Consider the following 26,654-nt stretch of genomic DNA (forward strand, 5'->3'; position numbering starts at 1 on the left):
ATAGCCCCATCCGCAAACTGGCCGTGTTCTGCGGCTCTGCCTCGCCCCCCGATCCGCGCTATTGCGACCTTGCCCGCAATGTCGGCGCGGAACTGGCCCGCGCCGGGATCGGCGTGGTCTATGGCGGCGGCAGGCTGGGCCTGATGGGGGCACTGGCCGATGGCGCACTGGAGGCCGGAGGCGAAGTGATCGGCGTGATCCCCGAAGCCATGGTCAGCCGCGAAGTCGCCAACCGCAACTGCACCGAACTGCGCGTGGTCGCCAATATGCACGCCCGCAAGGCGCAGTTCACCGAACTGTCCGACGGGTTCCTGACTCTGCCCGGCGGGGTCGGGACGATGGACGAACTGTGGGAAGCGATCAGTTGGGCCCAGCTTGGCTATCACACCAAACCGGTGGGGCTGCTCAACAGCTTCGGGTTTTATGACGGGCTGCTGGCGTTCACCCGGCACATGGTCGACACCGGCTTCATCCGCCCCGCCCATGCGCGCATCCTGATTGCCGAACACGAACTCGACATGCTGATCGAACGTATGGAAGCGTATGAGCCGCACCAGCCGATCTTCCAGATGAAGGCCTCCGATTTGTGAAAGCGGGCCCGGCGCAGAACCAAGCCGCCGGGCGCGATCAGCTCGTCAGCCATGCCGGGGCGGCCATCCGGCAGGGTTCGAAAAGCTTTGCCGCCGCCAGCCGCCTGTTCGACCGCACCACGCGCGAACGGGCCTGGCTGCTTTATGCCTGGTGCCGCCGTTGCGACGATCTGATCGACCAGCAGGATCACGGGCGCAAACGCACCGGGGCGATCGATCCGGCTGTCCCGGTGGCGACGATCCGCCAGCGTACCGCACAGGGCCTTGCAGGCGATGCAACGGGCGATCCGGCATTCGACGGGTTCGGGCTGGTCGCGCGCGAATGCGGCATCTCCTCCGCGATGGCCGAAGATGTGATCGGCGGCTTCGCGCTCGACAGCGCCGGATGGTGCCCGCGTACCGAAGCCGATCTGATGCGCTATTGCTTTCACGTGGCCGGATCGGTCGGGGTGATGATGGCGCTGGTCATGGGCGTATCGCCCGATGACGGGGAAACGCTGGATCGCGCCTGCGATCTCGGGCTGGCGTTCCAGCTGGCCAATATCGCGCGCGATCTGCTGGAAGACCACGCCATGCAGCGCTGCTATCTGCCGGCGGAATGGCTGGCGGAAGCCGACATCCCGCCGGGCGAAGCGATGAAGCCGCATTATCGCGCGCAGCTGCTGCCCGTGGTGGCGCGGCTTTGTACCTTGCAGGCAGATTATGAAGCGGCCTCACGCAGCGGCACCGCGCGCCTGCCGTTCCGCTGCCGCTGGGCCGTGCTGTCGGCCACCGGGATTTACGGCGCGATCGCGCGCGGGGTCGAACAGGCGGGCGCACAGGCATGGGATCGCCGGATCGCCACGACAGACGGAGAGAAAACCCGCCACGTGCTGCGCGCAGGCTGGCAGGCCCTGATCAACCGCCAGCCCGCGGCGTCCGCACCCGCCGCGTTGATCGGTCGCCACACGCTGATGGCCATGGCCCGCACACCGGCCTGACAGCCATCGCGCTGCATCACCATGCTGCGCGGTAAAATATTGATTAACCTAAATTTCTTTCGATCATTCGAACCAGTCCGCCACTGCCGCGCGCTGATCTTCGGTCATATGCAGGCCCAACTTGCTCCGCCGCCAGAGCACGTCCTGCCCGGACTGCGCCCATTCCTCGCGCCGGAGATAATCGAGTTCCGCCTCGCTCAACCCGGCGCCGAAATCGCGCCCCAGATCGGCCCGGCTGCGCGCATGGCCCAGCCACCGCCCCGCGCGCGTGCCATAGGCGCGGGCAATGCGCGTGGCCTGCACCGGATCGAGAAACGGATAGTCCGCCTGCAACCCGGCAATCACCGTGTCCACCGCCCCGGCCGGAAAATCGCCGCCGGGCAGCGCCGCGTCCGCCGTCCATGGCTTGCCCGAAAGCTGCGGCAGGCGTTCGGCCAGCCGGTTTACCGCCGCTTCCGACAGGTGGCGATAGGAGGTGATCTTGCCGCCATAGACGCCCAGCAGCGGCGCGCCCTTTTCCGGATCGGACAGCGGCAGGCGATAGCCCCGCGTGGCCGCTTCGGGCCGCCCCGACCGGTCATCCACCAATGCCCGCACCCCGGCATAGCGCCACACCACGTCATCGGGCGTGACCGGCTGGCGGAAATAGCGGCTGGCCGCCGTGCAGAGATAGGCGATCTCGTCCGCATCGGGGCTGACATCCACCAGCGATCCGGTGTGATCGCGATCGGTCGTACCGATCAGGGTAAACGCGCCCTCATAAGGGATGGCAAAGCAGATGCGCGTGTCGGGCAGCTGGAAAATATAGGCGTAAGGATGATCGAACAGCTTGCGGGTGACAATATGCGATCCGCGCACGCGCCGCACGGTATAGCGCGGCAACCCGCCCGCCAGCCGCGCGACATCGTCGGCCCCCGGTCCACCCGCATTGACCAGCGCCCGGCCATGGAACTGGCCTGCAGGCGTTTCCACCACCCACATCCCGGCTTCGCGCCGGGCCGCCATGACCGGGGTATGCGTGCGGATATCCGCCCCGCGTTCGGCCGCGTCCTTCGCATTCAGCACCACCAGCCGGGCATCGTCCACCCAGCCATCCGAATATTCGAAGCCGTGGGTCAGCGCGGGATCGAGCGGCACGCCTGCGGGATGCTGTCCTAGCCGGATCGCACGGGCATGCGGCCAGGCGCTGCGTCCGCCGATATGGTCATAGAGCCACAGGCCCGCGCGCAGCATCCACCGCGGGCGCAGGCCGGGCGCATGGGGCAGCACGAACCGCATCGGGCGCACGATATGCGGCGCGATCCGCCACAGGGTTTCGCGTTCCTGCAAGGCTTCGCGCACCAGTGCGAATTCCCGATATTCGAGATAGCGCAGCCCGCCATGGACCAGTTTGGTCGAGGCGCTGGAGGTGCCGTTCGCCAGATCGCGCGCTTCCAGCAACAGCACCCGGCCCCCGCGCCCCGCGGCATCGCGGGCAATCCCCGCGCCGTTGACCCCGCCGCCGATTACGATGAGGTCATAAGGATTGGTCACACTTGCGGCACCACCCCGTGCCGCCGCTGGAACAGGCGGCCGCGTTCGCTGAACAGCACCAGCAACAGCGCCAGAATGCCCGCGATCATCAGCGCAGCAGCCAGCGGCACGGCGGAGCCATCGTAAAGCTGGCCGATAAAGGCGCCCAGCGCCGATCCGATGACCAGCCGCAGGAATGTCTGCAACGATGCCGCTGCCCCGGCGATGCGGGCGAAGGGCTGCAACGCGATCGAGCCGAAATTCGCGCCAATGAAGCCCATCAGACACAAGTTCAACGTCATCACCGGTGCGAACTCCCACAGCGTTTCACCGCCACGCAGCGCCAGCCACAGCTGCACCGCGCCCAGCAGCATAAAGCCGAACAGCGCCGTATGCGAAACGCGCCGCGCGCCGAAACGCTCCACAATGCGCGAATTGGTGAGATTGGCCAGCGCCATCATCAGCGCCATGCCGCCGAAAATCAGCGGGAAGCTTTCGCCCGCGCCGAAATGTTCGGCCACCAGTTGCTGCGAGGAATTGATATAACCGAACAGCGCCCCCTGAATCAGCGCCATGCCAAAGACATAGCCGGTGGCGGCGCGGGTCATCAGCGCGGTGCGCATATTGGCGGCGATCACGCGCACTGCGATCGTCTGGCGATATTCGGGATGCAGCGTTTCGGGCAGGCGCAGCGCCGCCCATACCGCCAGCATGCCCCCCAACCCCGCCATGATCCCGAAGATCCAGCGCCAGTCCGCCACCAGCAGCACCGCCTGCCCCAGCGTGGGCGCGATCATCGGCACGATCATGAAGACCATCCCCACCAGCGACTGCGTGCGCGCCATCTTGTCGCCCTGAAACCGGTCGCGGATGATTGTGGTGCTCATCACCAGCATCCCGGCGGACATGAACCCGGCCAGTCCGCGCATCACCAGCAGCGCGGTGAAATCCCGCATCAAGGCGGCGGCCAGGCTGAACACGATATAGCCGCCCAGGCAGGTGAACAGCACGGGCCGCCGGCCATAACGGTCGGCAATCGCCCCGGGGAACAGAGACCCCAGCCCCGCGCACAGCAGGAACACCCCGACGACCAGTTGCCGCTGGTTGGAATCCGCGACCCCGAGATCGCGCGACATGATTCCCAGCGCGGGCAGCATGGCATCGATCGCCAGTGCCTGCAGCGCCTGAAACAGCGCCATCATCACGACGAATTCACGCTCTCCCATGGGAAAGGGTCGAGATGAAACAGAACCGGATGTAGTCATCGGGCGCTATTGGCCGAATGCCGCGGGAATAGCCAGTTCGTTGTTCGCACCTGCGAAATGCACCGAAAATCCATGCTCCGCTTCGCGACAGGGCGCACAAGCCTTGCTATGCCTCGTGCATGAGCCCCGACGCCCCCGACAGTGCCGAGGAAGACGCCATCGGCCTGCGCAAGATCATCCATGTCGATATGGATGCCTTCTATGCCAGCGTCGAACAACGCGACAATCCGGAACTGCGCGGGCGCCCGGTGGCGGTGGGCGGTTCCGCCTCACGCGGGGTGGTGGCCGCCGCCAGTTACGAGGCGCGGCGGTTCGGCGTGCGCTCGGCGATGCCGTCCGCCCGGGCCAAGCGGTTGTGCCCCGATCTGGTCTTCGTGCGCCCGCGCTTCGATGCCTATCGCGGGGTATCGCGGCAGATTCATGCAATCTTTGCCGATTACACCGCGCTGATCGAACCGCTCAGCCTCGATGAAGCCTATCTCGATGTCACCGCCGATCTGCGCGGCATCGGATCGGCCACACGCATTGCCGACCTGATCCGCCAACGCATCCGCAACGATCTGCAACTCACCGCCAGCGCGGGGGTGTCCTACAACAAGTTCCTCGCCAAGATCGCCAGCGACCAGAACAAGCCCGACGGTGTCTGCGTGATCCGCCCCGGGCAGGGCGCGCAGTTCGTGGCCGGGTTGCCGGTGCGCCGGTTTCACGGCGTGGGCCCGCGCGGCGCGGAAAAGATGGCGCGGCTGGGGATCGAAACCGGCGCCGATCTGGCGGCGAAGGATATCGCGTTCCTCAAACAGCATTTCGGCAAGTTCGCCGACTACCTCTATCGCGCGGCACGGGGGATCGACCTGCGCCCGGTGCAGCCCAACCGGCCGCGCAAATCGGTGGGGGGCGAACGCACCTTCGCGCAGGATATTTCCACCGGCCCGGCGCTGCGCGAAACGCTGGATACGATTGTCGATATCGTGTGGGACCGGATCGAACGCGCCGATGCGCGCGGGCGCACGGTGACATTGAAACTGCGCTACGCCGATTTCGCCCTCGTCACCCGCGCCCGCTCCGTCGCGCAGCGCGTGGCGGACAAGACCGAATTCGCCGCGCTCGGCCACGCCCTGCTGGACGAGATGCTGCCCCTGCCCCAACCCATCCGCCTGATGGGCCTGACCCTCTCCGCCCTCGAAGGCGAACCCGAAGAACGCCCGAAAGACACCGCGCAGCTATCGTTGTTGTGAGGGGGCGCCTGACTGAGGTGGGATCAATGCGGAAGGGCAGGTTTCAAGATCAGGCGCTGTTATTCAGAACGCCGGAAAAGTTGGGGTTAGCGGTCAGTCTGTTTTACCTGCCAATAAAGCGGAAAGTGGACTAGGATGATTGACTTTGGGCACCGTACGCTTTCGACCAACTCAAGTCGTTCGTCGGCACGCGCGTAAATGGCTGCTCCTGCCAGAACCGGACATTCCCGCTTCTTTGAGCAGCCTAGCGGCAAGGCGCCCTAATATCGGCAGTTTAGAGGACTGATACCCGCGCACCATAGCTGCTGACTTGCCCCCGAAAGGTCCCTCATTCACTCCCTTGCCCGAGGCCGAATACGGTAACCTCTCCAAATTACCCGGTCAGAACCTTTTCGAATTCAGTATCGGCTTTGTCGCAAACGACACTTAACCGAATGCCGCGCTTCCGGGCAGCCACTTTTGCTTTTGCAACGCTCGTATCAAAGGAAGGGTATCGGGAGCAGACAATCAGGATTCCTCTTTTTGCTTCTAGCCAGGGTTGGCAATCAGCATGGGCGATTGTCGCCATTACTTGCTGGCATGCGTGATCGAGGTCCTTGCCTTTAAGTTCTACGATGACACTGCCCACACCAACTTTCGTTACAATCCAATCGGATCGCAGGCCATTTTTAATTAGGCACCCGTCAACTTTGACTCTCTTATGTGAATGGCGAGAAGAATTCTTAAAATTAGCCTTTCGACCTCTTTCTTGTACCAATATATTCGAATGGTTAACCGTCTCAACGCACTCATTGCCGTCGCACATAGCCATTCAACCCTCTGGATATTCGATATCAAGAAGTTTACTAAAGGTTAGTGAGGCTTCATTGGAAACACCATCAATGTACGAAGCATTTATCAGGCCGTCATCACTATCGATAATATCTACTAGGTGACCGTCATCAATGGCGTATGCTTTGACCCCAGAAGAAGTAAGCCACAGGTCCCTGTCCACAACATCAGCCACTGCGGACGCATTTTTTCTATATCGACCTAACTCGCCAGCCTTTATGTAATTATTGATATTGCTTAGAATATATGGACTATGGGTTGTTAATATAAGGCTTCTATTTTTCTTTTTTGAAACTAGGTGACTAATAAGCACATCCATTAATCTGCTTTGCGCAGACGGGAAAAGATGAGCTTCCGGCTCTTCAATGTAGAAAAGATCGCCAGCTGCACCTGAGCCGGGTAGGCGATCAGCATAGAAGTCGATCATTAACCACATCGGCAAAAGCTCTTGCTGTCCGCTCGACAGTGCGGAAAATGGAATGATCCTTCCGTCCGGCGCTTCAATAAATTCGAGGTCATTCTCGAATTTGATAGTGCCCCCAAATAATTCGCCCATCACTTTGTCGCGCGCAGCCTTGGCATCAGTGTCTTTAGGCGCCGCGAAAATACCATGCCTATTCACTATATCGCGGAAGTTCGCGAAAAGCCTGGCGAACCTCACGTTGATCGGATCGAGACTGCTTCCCTGATCTAATGCCGCGACCAAACGCCCGACGCTGGTATAAAATGCTCGGCCCGCCGGGATGAATGTCTGCCGCTGGATATATGCGCTGTCCATAGCCTTCGCGAGCCTGGCATGGGAAGCCTCCCTGATGCGCCATGCACCTTCCGAACGGCGAGTAAGAGCCTCGTCGTCAATCTCCTTCGTCCTCATCTTTTCGTATGAGGAGAGAAGACCGGCGTAATGCGCTTTAAAGAAGTCGCTAAACTTCACGGATATCTCATCCGTCGGCTTTGATTTGCTCATTTTCCGCAGAAGTCGCACGGAAAATTCGCCAGACTGAAAAGTTATGTTAAATCGACTATCACCCCATGCGCTTGCAGGAAACCAAGTTTTAAAATGCTTGGCTGTATCCTTCTGAAACTCTTCGAGAGTCTGTCCTTTTTCGGCGAAAATATACTGCCTGGAAAGGGCGTCGAGGCAGAAATAGAACAGCTTCGTCGTTACACTCTTTCCGCTACCTTGTGGACCGATAAGCACCGTTACAGGCGCCATCTCGAACCGCGCGGTCTTGATGCAGCTAAAGTTATCGATTGTAAGCGTTGCCATTAATCAGTCCTGTGAGCGCCATGCGTGGGCAAAGGTCCTAATGGCTTGCGCAGCTACAAGCCACCCTATTTCGTGACCTTTAAGTACATCCCATAGATACAAACTGTGAGACGCGATATATCGTCTCGATATGGTTGTTAAGTCGACGCCGTGCGAACGGCAGCTATCTTCTAGTCCCGACTCCGAACCAGACATTGCGAAATCGGCCAGTTTGACCGCTTAATTCCGCCGCGCGACCAACATCGCAAGCGTCGGCTTGTGTCGGAACTTGCCGTTCAGCCTCTGCGGCAGGAATGACGGATAAGTCCCAAACCCGGTCGCCGGACTGGTACGACCGTTGGATCAATGAAAGGCCGCTAGTGCTGAATCAACTCGAGGTCGGGAATGGCGGTTGAGTTGGCGTGTCTGGAACGGCAGCTCCGGTGCGAAAGGCCTAAAAGCGGACAGCGAAGCGGCTCGCCTGCCTTTCCTACTCGCGCGGAATCCGGCTTACCCTGCGCGATGATAGCGCCCGCCTCTGCCACCCCCCCTCTCGGCGTCACACTGCTCCGCATCTGGCACTGTGCCACACGGTATCATAATACCGGCACGGAAGGTCACACATCGTTACGCGGGAAACCGCGTCTATCCCACAGTCTGCCTGCGTTGCGGCGCGGAGGCGCCGTGCGTTTCGGGGGTGTTCTGTGTCAACCGGGCGGGCGGGGATCAGGGGGTGAGCAGGGCCAGCCGGGTGTCCACTGTGCGGCTGCGGGCGGGCGGCAGGGCGTCGGGCGGGAACAGACCGATCTCTGCAATCTCGCGCCCGTCAGCCACGGGTTCACCCGCGATGCGCCCGGCAAACAGGTACACGGTGTTGTGCGCGCCATGCAGGGTGTGGTCCAGCACCGCCACCGCGCGCAGATCCGCCAGCGCACAGCCGATCTCCTCCCCCCATTCGCGCGCGGCCGCATGGGCCGGGTCTTCCCCCCGGCGCATCGCCCCACCGGGCAGCGCCCACAACCCGGTGCCATAGCTATGCCGCACGAGCAGCACTCGCCCGCGATCGTCCAGCCCGATCATGCAGCACCCCACCAGATCGGGCCGCGCCATCCGCCACCAGCGTTTGCGCAGGCCATGGGCCAGCCGCAAGGCCGCGCGGTGCAGTGGCGCGGGGATCAGGTGAAACATGTGACCGGCTGTGTCGCCTCGCGCAGCAGGCGGGCGATCGGCAGATCGTTCTGGCCAGCGGCAGCGGCGGTGAACAACGCCCGCTTATCCGCCCCGCGGATCACGAATGCCACATGATCGCTCGCCAACAGGGCGGGAATGGTCAGACTCAACCGGTCAAACGGCGCTTCGGGCGGCAGGGGATCGGGGCGCACGTGGCGCACGGGCGAGGGATCGTCTGCCCGGGGATCGCTATTGGGGAAGAGCGAGGCAATATGCCCGTCGCCGCCCATCCCCAGCCAGACCAGCGCAAAATGCGGGGGGCGGGCCTGCTCCGCCAGTGGCACGCAATGCGCGCCTGCAGGCGCCATCACCGCACGGATGCGCCCGATATTGCTGGCGGCGTGGTCTTCCGGCACGATCCGGTCATCCCCCGGCCACACCGTCACCCGGGGCCAGTCGAGCGGCATTTGCGCCAGCCGCTGAAGAATAGGAAACGGTGTGCTACCGCCCGGCACCGCGATCGCCACAGCGCCGATGCTACGGGCCAGCGCCCCGGCCAGATAGCCATGCAGCCAATCGGCAATCGCCGCATCGTCTGCCCCGTCGATAATCTCCAGCCGGTTCATCCCCGCCTCATAGCAAAATGGCCGCCAAGGCAGAACGCCCGGCGGCCATTCTGGCAAGATTATGCAAGGCGGTGCCTATTTCAGCGTCTGGCTGAGGAACCACACGCGCTGTTCGGCCTGATCGGTCCAATCGTCCAGCAGGCCATCGGTGGCGTTGTCGCCCGCATCGCCGGCGAGCTGCTTCAACTTCTTCAACCGGGCGACCAGCGCGGCATTATCGTCCCGCAATTCGGCCACCATCTTTTCCGCGGAAAGGCTGGTCTTGTCCTGATCCTTAACCTTGGTGCGTCCGGCAATGGCCCCGATCGAAGTCAGCGTATCGGCATCGTTTTTGCGTACGCGTTCGGCAATCAGATCGACCACGGCGAAAATCGCGGTGGCCTGCGTATCGAACAGCAGGTGCAGATCGTGGAACCGGGGCCCGGCCACGTGCCAGTGAAAACTCTTGGTCTTGATGTAGAGCGCCAGATGATCGGCCAGCACGCCGTTCAATTCGTCAACCAGCGCCTTGCGCGCATTGTCACCCGCTTTCGCCATCGTGATTCCCCTTTTGCGATCAACCGTCACTATACGCCTGAAACAGGGTGGAGTTTCAGGCAAAAGACGCATGATTGTGATCGGGCGCGCCGATCAGCCCAACAGCCCACGCGCGGAAAGCCCGATAATCAGGCCAGCCCCCGCCATCAGCGCCGCAGCAGTATAGCGGATCGCGCGCAGGGGCAGGCCGTTCCCCAACCCTGGGCCCATGGCCCAGCCAGCGGTAAGAACCGCGCCGCTGCCCACCGCCCCGCCCAGCGCGGCCAGAACCGGATCACCCGTTGCCACCGCGACGGCCAGAACCAGGAAGCGCGCGCCATCGCCCAGTTGCAACGCGCCCAGCACGATCAGGATCGCGAATGCCGAACGGGTCGGCTCCTCCGCCTCCCGCAGAGGGCGTTGCCACAACAGTTCGACCGCCCCCAGCACGAGCGCAAAGGCCACCAGCATATGCTTCGCCGCAGCGGGCATGGTCGTGGCCAGAGCAGCGCCAGCAATGGCCGCCAGTGCCGATGTCGCAACCACCGCCAGCCATGCGACTGCGAGCAGGGGCAATGTTGCGCCCAGCGTCCCCGAAAGATGGGCAACAAGCCGCTGGTCCCTGCCCCCAAAGCTCGCCAGCGCGGCGGCTATCATCGCCAGAAAAAACGAAGGCATAAGCTCTGATCCATCCCCCACCCGGCACACCTAGCACCGTTACCACGGTGAAGGGAACGAACCCTCGTATTCAGCTTGGGAAGCTGCTGCCTCCGTCCGCCAGCTTGATCGCCTTTTCTCCGGGCTTGGCATTGCGGATAGCGACATCGGTCAAAGCCACGGGATTGCCAGACTTTCCGGGTGTCGATACCCCCAATATACCCCCAACCGTGGAGGTATAGGATCAACCATTCCGCAAATACCCCCCAATCATACCCCCCAGCTGGTGGCTGCGAATGGATGCGGTTGAACGAATGCGGCCTAATTCCCGCAGAATACCGTAAATTTCAAGGGCCTGTCCAGACAGATACGAACGTCGATGGACGGAGAAATGGAGCGGGTGAAGGGAATCGAACCCTCGTATTCAGCTTGGGAAGCTGCTGCTCTACCATTGAGCTACACCCGCTCGGAACGCGCGCATTGGCACAGGCCGGGTACTGGGGTCAATTGCCCAGCGCAGATTTATCCGCGCACAGCGGCTATCTCTGCGTATCTATAGTTGGTTGCGGGGGCAGGATCAAATCTTCACTTGCTGCCCGAGCAAGTGAAGATGGTTGCGGGGACCAGCGTCGATCATAACTTGCGATCGACGCCGGTAAAGATGGTTGCGGGAGCCTGCACCCATCATAACTTGCTGTTCCGAACTGCGGCATAAGAGTTGCTTTGAACTTGTGAGTCTGACGACCAAACAACGCCACGGGGTGTTGGAGGCATGATACCCTGCGGGCTTGGGCTGGTAGCCGAAACGTCAAAGGAATTGGCACCATGCGCAGTTCTGAGGATGAGGTGAGAAACGCGCCACGATAACACCGGTCCAGATCATCCCTGGAGTTTTGTAATGGCGCATATCCTCTCGCCCCCCATTTCAGAAGGCAATGCAAAGGGCAGATGCGGCCATGATCTTCTATCTGCCACGATGGCTCTAAACGATCTGCGCGACTACCTACAGACGCTCCGCAGCTTTGGTGAAATACAGGACATCGCTCTACCAGTGGCCTTGGACCTTGAGGTCAGCGCCATTGCGCGACGATGCTACGAAACGGGCGCACCGGCCCCCCTGTTCTCGAACTTCTCGGATCATCCCCAAGGTTTCCGCCTGCTGGGGGCGCCCGCGGGCCTCAGTCGTCAAGCCGGTCTTCGACTGGCGCGGGCGGCCGTGTCGCTGGGCTTGCCAGCAACCAGCGGTGGACTGGATATCGTAAGAGCCATTGCTGAGAGCTTGGCTCTCCCCGCGATCGATCCCGTCAGACGAACCGACGCTGCCTGCTTCGAAAATGTCCTTATCGAAGAGGCCGTCGATCTGAACCTTCTGCCCCTTCCAACACAGCGCCGGGACGATAGCCCGCACCGTCTCAGCGCTTGGGGATGCGTGGTGGCGCAAACACCGGACGGGACTTGGACGGAGTGGTCGATCGCCCACCTCATGCCGACCGGCACGCGGCGGATGCTGGGACTGTGCACACCATCCCGGCATTTGCAAACCATCGTTCGGTCATGGGCGGACGCAGAACGCCCGATGCCCTTTGCCCTAGCGCTCGGCGTCATGCCCTCCATACCTTTCATTTGCTGTATGCCTTTACCTGCCCACGTAAACAAAGCAGGTCGGCTGGGCGCACTGCTGCGCCGACCACTCGAGACAGTGCTCTGCCGGACCATTGCGCTCGAAGCGCCGGCCAGCGCCGAAATCCTCATCGAGGGCTATCTCGAAAGCAACGAGATCCTGGAATGTCGCATGGGCGATCGTCTCGGCTTCCATTGGGCGGAAAATGTCCAGAAGCAGTTTACATGCCGCGTGACCGCAATGAGCTATCGTGACAAGGCGATCCTGCCCGTTATCGGCTCCGGTGAACCCGTGGACGAATATCAAACCGCCTATGGCATTCCCGCGGCTGCACAGTTCCTCCATGAACTGCGAGGAGCAGGCCTCGCCGTTAGCGATGTCTGGCTCCCTCTGGAAGCGGCGCAGCATTGGATCATCGTTACGGTTCCGCGAGACTGGCGACGGAAGAGCGGGGTTGGCGGAAGCGATGCTTTCTGCCGCCATATCGGCGAACGGCTATTCGTGCACATTTTTGAAAGCGCAATCCCGCAGATCATCGTGATCAACGATGATGTAAATCCGACCGCCAATGACGAAATCCTCTGGGCTCTTGCGACGCGCTGCCACCCCGAGAACGGCCGCGTACACTGCGGGCATATCGAAAATGAGCGCGTCCAGACCGACAAGATTGTCTACAACTGCCTTCCCCCAGAGGAGTGGGGCGAGGCGCTACCGATCCGGGCATCGTTCCGACACGGCTATCCTTCGCATATAGTGGAGCGGGTGTTGTCGCGATGGGAAGCCTATGGGTTCCGTGAGATCGATTGATAGCGTGGTCAACCCACCATCGGATCTTCTTGCGGCTTAATGGTGGCCAGCATCGCCATGGCACGTTCGAAATCACGCAGATTCTCGCATTCCGATTTGCCAAGAATCGATCGGATCTGGCCGCGGACTGTCACCAATGAGACCCCCCGTCTCTGCGCGACCCCCTCAGCGCTTACGCCTCCGGAAAGTGCGATGGCGACTTGAGCTTCTGCGCGACTGAAACCAAAGACGTCGCACAGCAATTCAACCGGCGGTGTCGTCTTCCGATGAAGCGGCTGAAACACGATCAGCGCCAAACCACGGCCCAAGCCCGGCCCCGCATCATCCAGCATCAATCGGGCGGGTGTGGGGGACACAAGAAGCGCCCAGGGTAGCCGCCCCTCGTCCATGACCCGCATCGATCCCCCGGAGCCACCATTTGCGGCGGATTCCACCAGACTAAGCATATCGGCGTTCTCGCGCCGCGATCGCGCGCGCACATATTTATCGCCCTCGACGAAAGGGCCAGAGCGCACGGCGCACAGCGCGCTCCCTGGTGCAGCGATCTGTGCTTGGCCGATCTCGTTGACGAACCGTATTCGCAAACCCGCGTCGACGATCACAATTCCTATGGGCAGTGCATCCAGCGCGATCTGGCTCATCCAGTTCGCACGCTGCCCTTGCCCCAGCCGGGCACGAAGCTCCAGAGCACGCTGGAAATGCGGCAAGAGAATCTGCAACATTTGAATGTCTCGATTCTCGAACGGTCGGTGGCTACTGCCACGATACAGCCCAAGCGGCGCTGCCTGTTCAACACCGAGCATGCCCCCAATCATATATCGGCGTTCGTAGCGGCTCGCGAAGTCATTGTAATATTCGCTTCTGATGAAGGCTCGGTCAGGGACGAGCGCCTCGCCGGGCAGAGCGCGTCCGATATGGAAGTTCCTGTTATCAGCGTAATCGGCCCGGGCACGGGCGACATAGGGGTCGGTCCGATGATAATAGGAAGCATAAACCGCGTCTGCCTCGCCAATCGGCATCAACGATTCGACATTACCGTTTTCAGCGACGAGATTGAGTAAGACGGACTGCGCATCCATGATCTCGCCAAGCTGCGAAGCTACCGATTGCCATGACTGCGTACCCGTCACCGCTTCATAGATACCGCCGACGCAATCGGCGAGCTTCTGTTCCATTTCTGCCATCGGCTTCTTTCATCGTAGAGGCCGAGCCATATCTGAACCTTCTCCTTTCTGTCATGCTCTAATCATGGCAGCAGAATATCCACCAAGCGCCCATTGACGCGAAGAGATCTCAAACGGATCGCCGACCTGTCTCGATCTGCGCGGCCTCAGAACTTGAGCGCCACGCACTCGATGCCATCATAGCGCCTGCCCGCACGCCAAGCTGGTGCCATGGCCCGCATCGGTCGTACACTCTTTGCTTGCATCTCCGTAGTCAGTTCTGACGGTGCGTGCGCCCTCCTCTCTCGATTAGATCTGCAACATGAATGATGGCAGCGCTTCAAGAAGCCTGCCGCAGCTTTGGTCAAACAGAGGGGGCAGTCATGCCAAACAATTTCCGGCGCCACCATTCCGGCGGGATGGTTCATCATGTCCATAATTCTCAGTTCGCACCCGAAAGCTTCGCGCTCGACGGTGGTCCGATCAATTTCACCCTAGCCGGTGCCGAACGATCATTTCGTCGAATCGGCTTTCGTTCCTCTACCGCCCTCTCCACTGCGGCCCTGCTTCTTGCCTCGGCAGTGATCGCCCCGCAGGCACACGCCGCATCTTGCGCTACCGACCAAGCCGGCAACGCCATCTTCAACCAGACCTGCACCGGCAGCGACGGTGCTCCCGGCAAGAAGGGGCAATCGACCGAAGGGATCGGAAACGGCAACCAAAGCGGCAAGCCGGGCGGTGACGGTGAAACGACCAGCACAATCAATCAAACTCTTTCAAACAGTTATGATGGCGTCACCGGTAAGCCAACACTCTATTTCAGCGGCATAGGCGGGAACGGGGGCGTCGGCGGCCAGGGCGGCGATCTGGGGTTCGGTGGCTACTCAAATGGCGGCGCGGGTGGCAACGGCGGTTCCGGCTCCGCGATCACCGTCGCTCTCTCCAAGGCCACTGCACAAGACAGCGAAACGGGCCAACCGACACTCACGATGCTCTCAGCCGGCGGCAACGGCGCCGATGGTGGCGCATTGAATTTTCGCGGCACGGGCGGCCAGGGTGGCGCCGGTGGCAACGGCGGCGCGTTGACGTTAACCGAGGATGCGGCGTCGGTCATCAGCAACCGCGATAGCGGCACCGCCGCAGTGATCCTGAAGTCCACCGGTGGCAATGGCGGCAACGCTCAGTCCGCGTCTACCAATATCGATACCGCGCGCGGTGCAACCGGCGGCGCGGGCGGCAACGGCGGCAATATCCAGGCAACCGTCTCGGGTTCTATCCTCAGCGATGGTCCCGGAGTTATCGCCGAAAGTCATGGAGGCAACGGTGGCAACGGCGGTGACGCGACCAACAACGGCAGTGCGGTTGGCGGCGTGGGCGGTAGTGGTGGCACCGGCGGCAGTATCTCGCTCTACCTGATCCACGGCTTGATCGATGCGGATGCAGCTCCCAGCGCCACGGTCGCTGTCGGTGAGGGCGGCGCCAGCGTCAAGGTCGCCGACGCCAAAGCTGCGATGGTGGCGGTTTCGACCGGCGGTGTCGGCGGCGCCGGCGGATTGGCCAATGGAGGCTTTGGCAATGCCACGGGCGGCATCGGCGGCGGCGGGAGTGCTAATGGCAATGTCTCGGTCGCAAGCCTTGCCGGCACCATCTCAACATCTGGCGACCTCATGGCGGGTGAGCTGGGCCAGAGTATCGGCGGAAGCAGCGGGAACGGGGGGTACGCCGGCGCGATCTTCGTCGCCAAGGGTGGCCAAGCCACACCGGCAGGCGATGGAGGCGACGTGTTCGTTACTGCCGAAGCCAGCGGCGCACCCGGCGCGAACGGCAGCGTCGGCACGATTACGACGAGCGGCGTCCAATCCTCGGCGCTTGTCGCGCAATCGATCGGCGGTGGCGGCGGCTATGGTGGCGACGCGCAAGTCAGTGGCCTTTTGGTCGGCATCGCGCTCGGCGGTATTGCCGGCTCAGGAGGCAATGGTGGGAACGTGCATGTTTTCAACGGCGCCCAGAATGACGCCGGATCGTGGGTGAATGGCCAAATCATTCAGACCTTCGGTGCACGCGCGCACGGCATCGTGGGGCAATCGATCGGCGGCGGCGGCGGCATTGGCGGCGACACGGTTGCCTCGACATTCCTTGCAGGCGCAGCGGTCGCGATCGGCGGAAACGGTGGAGCCGGCGGTAATGGCGGGACGATCGTCGCACGAAACGCCGGTATTATTCAGACTGGAGGCGACCTCGCCGACGCCGTGCTGCTCCAGTCTATCGGTGGGGGTGGCGGCAGCGGCGGAAGCTCCGCGGCGATGGAGGCGGGCGTCGGCCTGAATGCATCGACGGCCATTGGCGGTTCAGGTGGAAATGGTGGCTCGGCCAGCTCGATCCTGTTCGAGAATTTCAACCAGATCACGACGGATGGTGGGGATTCGAACGGCATTCTCGCGCAGTCGATCGGCGGCGGCGGCGGCAAGGGCGGCTCGTCAGTTTCTCGTCTGATCGACGTGTTTCCGCCCAACCCCGAACTGCCAAACCCCTCGATTGACGTCAGTGTGGCAATCGGCGGCAGTGGAGGGAACGGCGGGAACGGCGGGGACATTACCGCGACCAACACAGGCTCGATCATCACGAACGGCACCGGCTCACGCGCAGTCGAACTCGAAAGCATTGGCGGCGGCGGCGGCGATGGCGGGACCTCCGATATCCTGCACTTCGCAGTGCAGACGCCGCTGCTCTCAAGCGATACCGCCATCGGTGGCTCCGGAGGGTCGGGAGGCCGCGGCGGTAACATCACGTTCACCAACGCCACCGGTTCGATAGAAACCTACGGCGATAACGCCATCGCGATCAGCGCGCAGTCGATCGGCGGTGGCGGCGGCAACGGCGGCAACGCGAGCACGCGCGATCTCAACGTAACCGGCCCCGGCAACACCCCCAATGTCTCGGCCAATCTCGCCATAGGTGGCTCCGGCGGCACCGGCAACACGGGCGGCGACGTCACCATCAAGAACATGCGCGACGGCAGAGGCGCGGGCCAGATCGCAACATTCGGGATCGGTTCGCGCGCTATCACGGCCCAATCGATCGGCGGTGGCGGCGGGATCGGCGGCGGCGCAGTGGCGATGGGCAGCGGCAGCAGCACGGGGACATTCGCGTTCCAGGTTGGTGTCGGCGGCACGGGCGGCAGCGGAAACAACGGCGGCAAGGTAACGGTCGACAACTCGGGCACCATCCTGACGATGGGTGGCAATTCCGCAGCGATCTTCGGCCAGTCCGTCGGCGGCGGTGGCGGGATCGGCGGCAGTGGCGCCGGTGAATCCGGCTCATCCGGAAAAGTCCAGATCGCCGATTTCCTTGCAGATCGCATGGGCTTTGGCGGGGATGTGACCGAGATAGCCAACAAGGTTTTCGAGACGACCGCCCAGATCGGTGAAGCCAAGGAAACGATCGACCACCTCAAGAAGGTCTACGAAGCTTACGAGAAGGCCTCTCTCCCCGATGCGCAGCCGACCTGGGGAACCAATGCCAAAAGCCTGATCGGCGTCAACGTCGGCGGCGGATATGCCGGGAAAGGCGGCTCGGGTGGCAATGGCGGCGAAGTCGATCTGACCAACAGTGGTACGATCGAGACCGACGGGGCGGAATCCGATGCAATCTTCGCCCAATCGATCGGCGGCGGCGGCGGCGATGGTGGAGCCGCGCTTTCGTCGGCGAAGTCGAGCACGTTCAACGCAAACTTCGCGGTGGGAGGAGACGGAGGCTCCTCGGGTGCCGGCGGTACGATCAACATCACCAACAGTGGCGACATCACCACAACCGGCGACCTTTCCAACGGGATCAATGCGCAGTCGGTAGGTGCGGGCGGCGGCCATGGCGGCGGCACCGTAGGCACCGCCGGGCCTGGCAACGAAATTACGCTGAGCCTGGGGGGCAAAGGTGGCTCGCAAGGCAATGGCGGTGACGTGACGGTAAATTCCGGCGGCACGCTGACGCTTTCAGGCAAGGGGTCGATCGGCATCATAGCGCAATCGATCGGCGGCGGTGGTGGCGAGGTTTCCCTGCTGGGCACCGCATTTTCTCCCGGCGGCGATGCCGAAAGCGACTACGACCACGGCCTGCTCCCCTCCGTGCCCGGAATCAAGATCGGCGGGTCCGGCGGCGCGGGTGGCAACGGCGGTCTGGTAACCGTCACCGAATCCGGTTCGATCGCGACCTCAGCACGGGATTCATATGGCATCCTTGCGCAGTCAATCGGCGGCGGCGGGGGCATCGTCCTCACTCCCTTGAGCACAGTGTCGAGGGACACGATCAACGACATGTTCGGCGAGGGCACGCTCACCGGCAACGGTGGCGCGGTTAACGTCACGCTTGCGTCAGGCGCGAGCATCGTCACCAAAGGTGCGGGCGCGGTGGGCATTCTCGCGCAGTCGATCGGCGGCGGTGGCGGCCTTGTCGGCGGTATGTCCGACGTCAATGTCTATGCCAACGTCGCAGCTACCGATGCGAGCAAACACTCAGGTACCGGCGGAATGGTCACCATCTCGGTCCAACCGCAAAGCCGGATCGAGACCTATGGCGCCAATGCGCACGGCATCGTGGCGCAGGTCGCCAGCGGCGGTGGCTTCTTCGCGGGCGAAGGCGGAACCGGCTTCTCGGCCGCGAGCACCAGTTCTACGGCCTGTTCCTCGTGCGGGGTTGACCTTGAGCTCAACAGCTACGTTCTGACGCACGGTGCCGGAAGCTACTCCGCCTACGTACAGGTCAGCGGGCAAAAAAGTCCGGTCAATATCAATATCGGCGGAAATGGCGTCATCCAGACATCCGACCAGGCGATTGCCGCCATTTATGTCGATGCTGGGAACGCATCCCCGGTATCGATCGTCAACAACGGCTACATCGTCGCGGCCAGCAATAGCGGAGTCGCCATCGACGGTGCGACAGCGAACATTACCAACAACTATTTCATTCAGGGCGACATCAACACTCGCAGCGCCGACCTGACCGGCCACACAATTCTCAACAACGGTACAATCTGGGCCTATCGCCAGATCATGGCGAGCACTCTGACCAACCGGGGCAGGATCGTGCTTGGCAGCTTCCATGGAGGGTCATCCCAGGCGACGATCACAGGCAACCTCGTCAGCACCGGAGACATCATCTCGACGCTGGACAGCAACGGCCATCTGGCTCGCCTTCAAGTAAATGGAACCGCATCACTGAGTGGTCGGATACTCATTTTGGGATCGCATGACATGGCAAAGCCGCAGGCGGTGCTAAGCGCAACGTCAATTTCTCTTACGGGTCCGCTATCAGCGGCACCGGTGATTTATGACGGAAATACAGAAACCTTTAGCGTCGTGCAGAACTCGCCGTTCAACTACACTACCGCGCTCGACAGTCAGAAACAGAATCTTATGGTTACGCAACGACTGAGCTCGGCAAGCCAGCTTGGCATAAGCCTCACGAGCAACCAGGCGGCGATTGCCGACGCCCTTTCGCGCGTTTACGCCTCGCCTACGCGAGCCGGGCAAGGCCAGGCCTTCTTTGGCGGGCTTGAACAAAGCGGTAGCAACGTAAACCAATATGCTGCCGCCATCGATACCGTTGGTGGTCAGGCGATCGGTGCATTGGCCGCAAGCCGACTATCGCTTCAGCGCGGGTTTATCGATAGCATGATGCGCTGCCCCGCTAATATTGGTGACGGTCGCGCCGAGCGCGAAGCAGATTGCGTCTGGGCGCGGATCAGCGGCTCATGGATCGATAGTCAGCGCGACGTCGGCTTCAGCACCAATGCGACGCGCTACCAAATGGGCGGTCAACGTGAAATTGGCGACCATTGGTTCCTCGGCGGTTCCATGAGTTACGAGGAGGTCGCTACCAACAGCACTGGAGCACAGAGCAATTTCAACGGTAACGTATATAGCCTCGGCGCCTTCGTGAAGCACCAAACGGGCGACCTGCTGATTGGCGCCTCCGTAAGCGGCGCGTTCGCAGATTACAACTCGCGGCGCGAAGTGGCATTCAGCACCGCTGAAGCGCAAGCCCATCCGAAGGTCCAGAACCTGGGCTTACAGATGCGTATATCGTATCTGCTCCCCCATGGTGGCTGGTATCTCAAACCATCGTTCGACATCACCGCACAATATTTGCATATGAACAAATTCACTGAAACCGGTTCTGATTTGCCGCTCACAATCACGAGCAGCGGTGACTGGTCGTTCTCGACGGCACCGACTCTTGAGTTTGGCGCACATGTCCGCATCGGTAATGCAAGCCTGCGGCCTTATGTCCAGGCAGGTGGAATCTACCAGCATTCCGCCAATTGGTCTCACCAAGCCAGCTTCGCTGCCATGGGTGATGATCTGGGGACATTCGAATCGCGAGTTGACTTGCCTAAGTGGATCGGGCGCGTCGCAGCAGGTGCCGAAATATATGGCACCAGGCAATTGAGCATCAATGCGCAATATGGCGCGGAGCTTGGAAAGAAATTCAATACTCAGGATCTGGTCTTGCGCCTGAACTATCTCTTTTGAGGCTCAGGTCCCGATCCTCTTCCACACCTGCATTCCAACTAGCTGCCTCGTCGATATCAGCCACGACGCCGCAACGTTAACGGCCTTGCGTGCCACCCTGGCACGCAAGGTCAAGGTGACGGCAGATGACGACGCGGCCATGTCCTTCCGCATCTTGCTCCAGGGTCTCGGTGCAGCCCTCGACTGGGTGGCAGCGCTATCGCGCTGAGGCGGTCGGGACGAAGGACAATCGATCATTGGAGTAGGAATTCGGAGGATTTGGGACGTTCGTGCACAGACATTGGGTCAAGGATTGTTTGGACGGAGCGAATTCGCCAGGAAGCTCCAAGAGCGGTGGGGCCGGCAGGCTCACTCTAGGCGAACAGACGCTGATAGGCATGCAGGGCAAGGCGCTTCTAGCGTTGACTGCGGCCCTCGATAACCCGCTTACACCGGAAAGGAAGGAGTTCGCGGGATTGCTGACCATGTTCAGCACCGTAATCCGTTTGCTTCAACGTTTGCTGGTCGCCATGCCGCTGCTTTGCGCACCCGTGAGAACGAGCCTAGGGGGCACATGCGCCCGAAGATGAATGTTCAACAGCTACGCTACTTTGTAGCTGCCTCAGACTTTGGGAGCTTCCGAAAAGCAGGCGCCGCCCTCGGCGTGCAGGAATCGACTATCAGCCGACGCATCCGCGATCTGGAAGACGATCTCGGATCGGCGTTGTTCCGTCGCCATAGCGGCGGCGTATGCCTGACGATCGCCGGTCAGCGGTTGTTATCGCGGGCACGCAAGGTTTTGCGCTATGTCAGCGAAGGCGCCGAAATCGTGGGCGCGGTTGGCCGCGTGAAAGATGGGCATCTGCGCGTCGGCATCTACACGTCTCTTGCATCGGGCTTCCTGCTGGAGCTGTTGAAATCATTCGGCGAGCAGCACGGGGGTGTTCAGCTTGAGATCGCGGACGGCAACCCGGCCGAGCATGTCGCTGCGATTCGCCAGTTCCGGCTCGACATCGCCTTTCTGACGGGCACGCATGATTGGCCGGAATGCGAGACGGCTCATCTGTGGAATGAGCGCGTGTTCGTGGTGCTGCCGCAAGGGCACACGCTTGCCCAAAAGGACGAGGTGATCTGGTCCGAGATCGCGCATGAAAACTTCATTGTGAGCGATGCGCCGCCCGGCCAGGAGATCCACGATTATCTGGTGAAGCGGGTCGGCGATCTCGGGCGTCATCCCGAGATCCAGACGCAGTTCGTCGGCCGGGACAATCTGATGCCGCTGGTCGCCCTCGGCCGCGGCCTCACCGTGACCAGCGAGGCGACGACGGCCGCGCATGTGCCGGGCATCTGCTATCGGCCGCTCGTCGGGGAAATCCTGCCCTTCAGCGCGGTATGGTCGCCGAAGAATGACAACCCCGCGCTGCGGCGTTTCGTCAGCATGGCGAAATCGCAGGCGCGGCGCAGGGTCTGATTATTTCGAGGTTATGAGGCCGGTTCGCCGGCCGTTCGTGGACGCCGCGCCTTGGCGAAGCCGCGATCCGTGGCGATGAAGCGGTCCAGCATTGGTACGATCAATTTCGCAGGCTCTACCGGCGCACCGCCTTCGGCCAGGAGACGGCCGTATTCGATCAGGTCACGATGGAGGCTGGCGGGTAACTCCACCGTGATCTTGACAGGTTTGTCGTCGGTGATGGGGCCGAGTTTCAGCTTGGTCATGGTCAGTTCCTGAAGGGTTCGAGGACAAGATCGCGCGTAATGACGATTGTGACCGGGAAGCCCGGCCGGATGGTCAGCGTCGGCGCGACGTTGAGCTGGCGGCGGACGATCTGTTGTCCGGCGTCGTTGATGGTGTCCTGGCCGCCATTGCGGATGGCGCGCAGGAGCTGGTCCTGATCGTCGATGGCAAGTTCGGCGCCGACGGAAAGAAGCGTCGAGAGGCCGGCAGCCTTGGCGAGATCCCACCAGTGATAATCGACGCCATCTTCCAGGCCGGCATAGCCCTGGCCGTCAGCTCCGGGCTGGCGTTCGAGCACGATGGAGCGGCCGTTCGGCAGAATCAGTCGGTTCCAGACGAGCAGGACGCGGCGTTGCCCGGCCTGCACATTGTTGTCGTACTGGCCGATGAGCCGCGTGCCCTGCGGCACGAGCAGGATGCGGCCGGTTGGGCTGTCATAGATGTTTTCCGTAACCTGCGCGGTGATCTGGCCGGGCAGATCGGAACGGATGCCGGTGATGAGCGCGGCCGATATGACGGAGCCGGCCTGAAGGATGAAAGGCGATGCCGGCGGTGTGACGCGATCGGGCGTCACGGTGCGTCGGTCGACTGCCGCGTTGAGGAACGCGAGCTGCTTGTCCTGTGCCGTCGCCTGTCCGGGCTGGGCCGTCGTGTCGAGGCCCGCCAGGCCGGACATGGCTCCGGCTCCGGACGTGGCGGCCGATCCGCTGCGCGCCTGGAAGAACACGACGCTGGTACGGGCGGCCTCTTCCTCGGCGCGACGGCGCTGTTCCGCTTCGCTGACGCCAGGTGCGGGCGTGGCAACGGTGGGCGTGGTGACGGGCTGGCCGGCGTTCTGTGCATTGAGGATCGGGCGGCCGAGGTCGCCCGGCAGGGCCGGGCCGAGCACCGGCCCGGTATAGTCTTTCGGCAGTCCGGCAAGACCATCGGCGGCCTGCCGGTTGGTGGTGGAGTATAGCTCCTCCTTGGGGCCGTCGCCCGACGTGTGCGTCTGGAGTGCGTAGATCAGCGTCCCGCCGATGCCGACCAAGGCGACGGCGGCCACGCTGGCGAGCACCTTGCGCGACAGGCGGGTGACGCGCGGCGGCTCGGCGCGAAGCCGCATCGGCGCGACGGGAGTGCTGGTTTCAGCAGGGGTTTCGGTGTTGGCGTCAGTGTCGGTCACGATTGCGGCCTCCCGTCGGTGCGGACGATCCTGACGGTCTGTTGCTTGTCGCCGCTGCCGAGGCGCAGTTCGGCCGCGCCGAACAGGCGATCGACGATCAGGATGTGTTGATAGATGCGGCTGTTGACGATCTGCGCTTCGCCTTCCGGCCCGATGACGAACAGCGGCGGCATCTCGCCCTGGACGATGCCGCGCGCGAACTCGACATAGACGTGCCGCCCGTCGTCATAGACCGTGAGCGGCTTCCACGGCGGATTGCCGCCGGTCAGGGCATAGCGATAGTTGCGCGACGCCACGGCCGGAATGACCGGCGTCGCCGGAATGGCCTGGCGCTGGCCGGCCGGCGGCTGCGGATAGGACCAGGCGACCGATGGCATATAGGGCTTCTCGCCGGATCGCAGCTCGATCATGTACGTGCGCCGATCTGTCGTCACGACGAGATTGGTGGTGATGTCGGGCCGGCTCGGCTTGACGAGGATATGGACGCGCCGGGTCACGCCAGCGCCGGATTCCGTGTCGCCGATGATCCAGCGGGCGGTGTCGCCTGCCGCGATCGGTCCTGCGCCGGTCAGGCTCTCGCCCGGCTCCAGCGCAATGTCGGTGATCTGGCCGGGAACGGCATAGACCTGATAGAGTGCGCCTTCCGACCAGGGATAGATCTGGATGGCGTTGTAATAGCCTTCGCGGCGCGGCTCGACGCGGGCGGCCGTATTGGCGTTTTCGACACGGCCGGTCGGCGTGCTGGCGGCGGTGCCGCCGCGTGCAACCGTCCAGGCCGGCGGGATATGCAGGGGCTTTGGTTGGTCGTCCACGACGGCGGCGGGAATGGCCGGCAGAGGCGGCACGCTCGCGTCGTAGTCGATCTGCGGCGGCTTCGTCATAGTAGCGCAGCCCGCCAACGCGGTCGCGGACAACATCAAAGCCAAGGCTGCGGGTTTACGGAAACCCGGAAGGACGGCGATACGGAAAGCCGGGTTCATTGGCTCAACTCCCGTGACCAGTTGATGGCATTGACGTAGATGCCGAGCGGATTGGCTTTGAGCCGTTCGGCGTCACGCGAGGGCTGGATGGCGATGGTCAGGATGGCGGTCCACCGCTCGGTCGCGGCGAGCTGGCCGTTCTCGTAGCGGCGCTCGATCCAGGCGACGCGGAAGCTATCGGGCGAAGCCCGGATGACGCTCGACACTTCGACGGCGATCTGCTGCCGGCCGACCTTGGTGAACGGGTCGTTGGTGCGGGCATAGTCGTTGAGCGCCGATGCGCCGCGATCCGTGGTCCACTCATAGGCGCGAAGCCAGTTCTGCCGGACAATGATCGGATCGGCGGGGATGCTCCTGACCTGTTCGATGAAGCGGCCGAGATGCCATGCGATTTGCGGATCGGTCGGGCGATAGTCGGCGTCGGCAGGTGCGACGGCCTGCGCCTGGCCGAGATGATCGACCTGCACCACCCAGGGAACAACGGTGCCGCGCGCTGATTGCCAGACGAGCGCGGACGCGAAGCCTGCCGACAGGATCAGCGAGCCGAAGGCCATGTATCGCCAGTTCTTCGCCTGCACGCGGGCCGAGCCGATACGCTCGTCCCAGACCTGAGCGGCCTTCTGATAGGGCGTCTCGGGCTCGGGTGTCTTGCCGTAGTGGGCGGCGGGTCTTTTGAAGAGGTTCATCAGCGGTCACTTTCAGAGAGGTTGATGGAGGAGCCGGAGCCGTGGCTGTCGCCGGAACGGACAGCATGGGCGGCGGCGCTGACGCCGTGGCTCATGGTCTGGCTGCGCTTCATGCGCTTGGCCCAATCGGGAGCGCCGCCGCCTGCGGAGGCTGCTGGCGTGGATGCAGCTTCCGCACCGCCGCCGATGGTCCCCATGGTCGATGAACCGCCGGTGGCGCCGAAACCGGCTTTCGCGCCTTCGGAGAAGCTGGATTTCATGCTCTCGGCGGCGCGGGTCGCGGCGCGGCGCAACGGTGAGACGGCGGCCGACCCGGCGGCGCGGGCAACGCCACCCATGCCGGAGGCAACACCAGCCGCGCCCGATTGGCCCATGGAGCCGAGCGAATAGGCCGATGATGCAGCGCCCGCTGCGGTCGCGCCGCCGCGTGCGACTGCGGCGCCACCCGACACCATGGCGGCTCCGCCCCTTGCGGCCAGCATCGCGCCGCCGCCGGCGGCCATGGCGGCTCCGCCCACGGCAAGGCCGGTGCCGATGGCGGCGCCCGCGCCGAGCTGGGGACCGCCGGAGACGAGGCCGTTGGCGATGCCGGGGCCGAAAATGCCGAGGCCAAGCAAGGAGAGAGCGGCGAGCACGATCGCCATGGCGTCATCGACGGTCGGGGTTGTGTTGCCGAACCCCTTGGTGAACTCGCCGAACAGCGTTGAGCCGATGCCGATGATGACGGCGAGCACCAGAACCTTGATGCCGCTGGATATGACGTTGCCAAGCACGCGCTCGGCCATGAAGGCGGTCTTGCCGAAGAGGCCGAACGGAATGAGGACGAAACCGGCGAGCGTGGACAGCTTGAACTCAATCAGGGTGACGAAAAGCTGGATCGCCAGGATGAAGAAGGCGAGGATGACCAGCGCCCAGGCAAAGAGCAGGCACACGATTTGGATCAGGTTCTCGAAGACCGAGATCCAACCCATCAGCGGCGAGATCGCGTCGAGCAGCGGCCGGGCAGCGTCGAGGCCGGTTTGCGCGACCTTGCCGGGGCGCATCAGGTCGTCGGCGGAAAAGCTCGTTCCCGACGCCTTGAGTCCGAGCCCGGCGAAACTGTCGAAGATGATCTGCGCGAGGTTCTGCCAGTTGCCTATCAGATAGGCGAAGATGCCGACGAACAGCGTCTTCTTCACCAGGCGGGCGATGATGTCGTCGTCCGCGCTCCAGCTCCAGAACAGCGCCGCCAGCGTCACGTCGATGACGATGAGCGTGGTGGCGATAAACGCCACTTCGCCGGACAGCAGACCGAAGCCTGAGTCGATGTAGCGGGTGAAGGTGCCCAGGAATTTGTCGATGACGCCGACGCCGCCCATGG

General features: G+C 62.6%; 21 protein-coding genes and 1 tRNA gene. 7 read left to right on the top strand and 15 right to left on the bottom strand.

Annotation, left to right across the window (positions count from 1 at the left end; all coding sequences use genetic code 11):
* The first annotated feature begins 8 nt into the window (after positions 1 to 8).
* A complete protein-coding gene (locus tag EGO55_RS07395; RefSeq protein WP_040717170.1) occupies positions 9 to 590 on the top strand; it encodes an LOG family protein in 582 nt (193 codons plus the stop codon).
* Positions 587 to 1,570 (top strand): phytoene/squalene synthase family protein, encoded by a 984-nt coding sequence (locus EGO55_RS07400; protein ID WP_021691423.1) that lies wholly within the window; start codon positions 587 to 589, stop codon positions 1,568 to 1,570. The genes EGO55_RS07395 and EGO55_RS07400 overlap by 4 nt, the downstream gene beginning before the upstream one ends.
* A gap of 63 nt (positions 1,571 to 1,633) precedes the next feature.
* Here the strand turns inward: EGO55_RS07400 and EGO55_RS07405 are convergent, their stop codons facing one another.
* Both EGO55_RS07405 and EGO55_RS07410 read right to left on the bottom strand, forming a co-directional pair.
* A complete protein-coding gene (locus EGO55_RS07405) occupies positions 1,634 to 3,103 on the bottom strand; it encodes a glycerol-3-phosphate dehydrogenase (protein WP_021691422.1) in 1,470 nt (489 codons plus the stop codon).
* Complete coding sequence (locus EGO55_RS07410; protein WP_021691421.1) at positions 3,100 to 4,308, bottom strand: multidrug effflux MFS transporter; 1,209 nt, start codon at positions 4,306 to 4,308, stop codon at positions 3,100 to 3,102. The genes EGO55_RS07405 and EGO55_RS07410 overlap by 4 nt, the downstream gene beginning before the upstream one ends.
* A gap of 158 nt (positions 4,309 to 4,466) precedes the next feature.
* Between EGO55_RS07410 and dinB the strand changes: the two genes are divergently transcribed.
* Positions 4,467 to 5,582: a DNA polymerase IV gene (gene dinB / locus EGO55_RS07415; protein WP_021691420.1), complete on the top strand. Its 1,116-nt coding sequence runs from the start codon at positions 4,467 to 4,469 to the stop codon at positions 5,580 to 5,582.
* 373 nt (positions 5,583 to 5,955) lie between these two features.
* Here dinB and EGO55_RS07420 read toward each other — a convergent pair whose 3' ends face one another.
* The 7 genes from EGO55_RS07420 to EGO55_RS07455 form a co-directional block, all read right to left on the bottom strand.
* Entirely contained in the window at positions 5,956 to 6,210 is a 255-nt protein-coding gene (locus EGO55_RS07420) for a hypothetical protein (protein ID WP_124916749.1), read from the bottom strand.
* A 183-nt stretch (positions 6,211 to 6,393) separates the two neighbouring features.
* Positions 6,394 to 7,683: an AAA family ATPase gene (locus tag EGO55_RS07425; protein ID WP_021691418.1), complete on the bottom strand. Its 1,290-nt coding sequence runs from the start codon at positions 7,681 to 7,683 to the stop codon at positions 6,394 to 6,396.
* Positions 7,684 to 8,388: 705 nt separating this feature from the next.
* On the bottom strand, positions 8,389 to 8,850 hold the full coding sequence (locus EGO55_RS07430; protein ID WP_021691417.1) for an NUDIX domain-containing protein: 462 nt from the start codon (positions 8,848 to 8,850) through the stop codon (positions 8,389 to 8,391).
* Positions 8,838 to 9,458 carry a 6-phosphogluconolactonase gene (locus EGO55_RS07435; protein WP_021691416.1) on the bottom strand — a complete coding sequence of 207 codons (621 nt, stop codon included), beginning with the start codon at positions 9,456 to 9,458 and terminating at the stop codon, positions 8,838 to 8,840. The genes EGO55_RS07430 and EGO55_RS07435 overlap by 13 nt, the downstream gene beginning before the upstream one ends.
* A gap of 75 nt (positions 9,459 to 9,533) precedes the next feature.
* Complete coding sequence (locus EGO55_RS07440; protein WP_021691415.1) at positions 9,534 to 9,995, bottom strand: Dps family protein; 462 nt, start codon at positions 9,993 to 9,995, stop codon at positions 9,534 to 9,536.
* Positions 9,996 to 10,088: 93 nt separating this feature from the next.
* Positions 10,089 to 10,652 carry a hypothetical protein gene (locus tag EGO55_RS07445; RefSeq protein WP_021691414.1) on the bottom strand — a complete coding sequence of 188 codons (564 nt, stop codon included), beginning with the start codon at positions 10,650 to 10,652 and terminating at the stop codon, positions 10,089 to 10,091.
* A gap of 371 nt (positions 10,653 to 11,023) precedes the next feature.
* A tRNA-Gly gene (locus EGO55_RS07455) sits at positions 11,024 to 11,097 on the bottom strand.
* 432 nt (positions 11,098 to 11,529) lie between these two features.
* Here EGO55_RS07455 and EGO55_RS07460 point away from each other — a divergent pair.
* Positions 11,530 to 13,059, top strand: a complete 1,530-nt coding sequence (locus tag EGO55_RS07460; protein WP_084620321.1) for a UbiD family decarboxylase — start codon at positions 11,530 to 11,532, stop codon at positions 13,057 to 13,059.
* 8 nt (positions 13,060 to 13,067) lie between these two features.
* Here EGO55_RS07460 and EGO55_RS07465 read toward each other — a convergent pair whose 3' ends face one another.
* Positions 13,068 to 14,243, bottom strand: coding sequence for a helix-turn-helix transcriptional regulator (locus EGO55_RS07465; RefSeq protein WP_021691411.1), 1,176 nt, complete (start codon positions 14,241 to 14,243; stop codon positions 13,068 to 13,070).
* Positions 14,244 to 14,548: 305 nt separating this feature from the next.
* Between EGO55_RS07465 and EGO55_RS20545 the strand changes: the two genes are divergently transcribed.
* From EGO55_RS20545 to EGO55_RS07480, 3 genes are all read left to right on the top strand, one after another.
* On the top strand, positions 14,549 to 20,749 hold the full coding sequence (locus EGO55_RS20545) for an autotransporter outer membrane beta-barrel domain-containing protein (protein WP_040717131.1): 6,201 nt from the start codon (positions 14,549 to 14,551) through the stop codon (positions 20,747 to 20,749).
* Positions 20,750 to 20,762: 13 nt separating this feature from the next.
* On the top strand, positions 20,763 to 20,957 hold the full coding sequence (locus EGO55_RS21725) for an invasion associated locus B family protein (protein ID WP_429860916.1): 195 nt from the start codon (positions 20,763 to 20,765) through the stop codon (positions 20,955 to 20,957).
* 357 nt (positions 20,958 to 21,314) lie between these two features.
* Positions 21,315 to 22,199, top strand: a complete 885-nt coding sequence (locus EGO55_RS07480; protein WP_052023786.1) for a LysR family transcriptional regulator — start codon at positions 21,315 to 21,317, stop codon at positions 22,197 to 22,199.
* Between the two features lie 11 nt (positions 22,200 to 22,210).
* Here the strand turns inward: EGO55_RS07480 and EGO55_RS07485 are convergent, their stop codons facing one another.
* The 5 genes from EGO55_RS07485 to trbL are packed head-to-tail and all read right to left on the bottom strand — an operon-like array spanning position 22,211 to position 26,652.
* Positions 22,211 to 22,444: a DUF2274 domain-containing protein gene (locus tag EGO55_RS07485; RefSeq protein WP_021691407.1), complete on the bottom strand. Its 234-nt coding sequence runs from the start codon at positions 22,442 to 22,444 to the stop codon at positions 22,211 to 22,213.
* A 2-nt stretch (positions 22,445 to 22,446) separates the two neighbouring features.
* A complete protein-coding gene (locus EGO55_RS07490) occupies positions 22,447 to 23,568 on the bottom strand; it encodes a TraB/TrbI/VirB10 family type IV secretion system protein (RefSeq protein ID WP_084620346.1) in 1,122 nt (373 codons plus the stop codon).
* A gap of 56 nt (positions 23,569 to 23,624) precedes the next feature.
* A complete protein-coding gene (gene trbG, locus EGO55_RS07495; RefSeq protein WP_021691405.1) occupies positions 23,625 to 24,608 on the bottom strand; it encodes a P-type conjugative transfer protein TrbG in 984 nt (327 codons plus the stop codon).
* The gene (trbF, locus tag EGO55_RS07500) at positions 24,605 to 25,294 is read right to left on the bottom strand and encodes a conjugal transfer protein TrbF (protein WP_021691404.1); all 690 of its coding nucleotides are present in this window, start codon (positions 25,292 to 25,294) and stop codon (positions 24,605 to 24,607) included. Before trbF ends, trbG begins: the two co-directional genes overlap by 4 nt.
* Positions 25,294 to 26,652 (bottom strand): P-type conjugative transfer protein TrbL, encoded by a 1,359-nt coding sequence (trbL, locus tag EGO55_RS07505; protein WP_021691403.1) that lies wholly within the window; start codon positions 26,650 to 26,652, stop codon positions 25,294 to 25,296. The genes trbF and trbL overlap by 1 nt, the downstream gene beginning before the upstream one ends.
* Positions 26,653 to 26,654: the final 2 nt, after the last annotated feature.

This window comes from Caenibius tardaugens NBRC 16725, assembly GCF_003860345.1.
Classification (GTDB): Bacteria; Pseudomonadota; Alphaproteobacteria; order Sphingomonadales; family Sphingomonadaceae; genus Caenibius; species Caenibius tardaugens.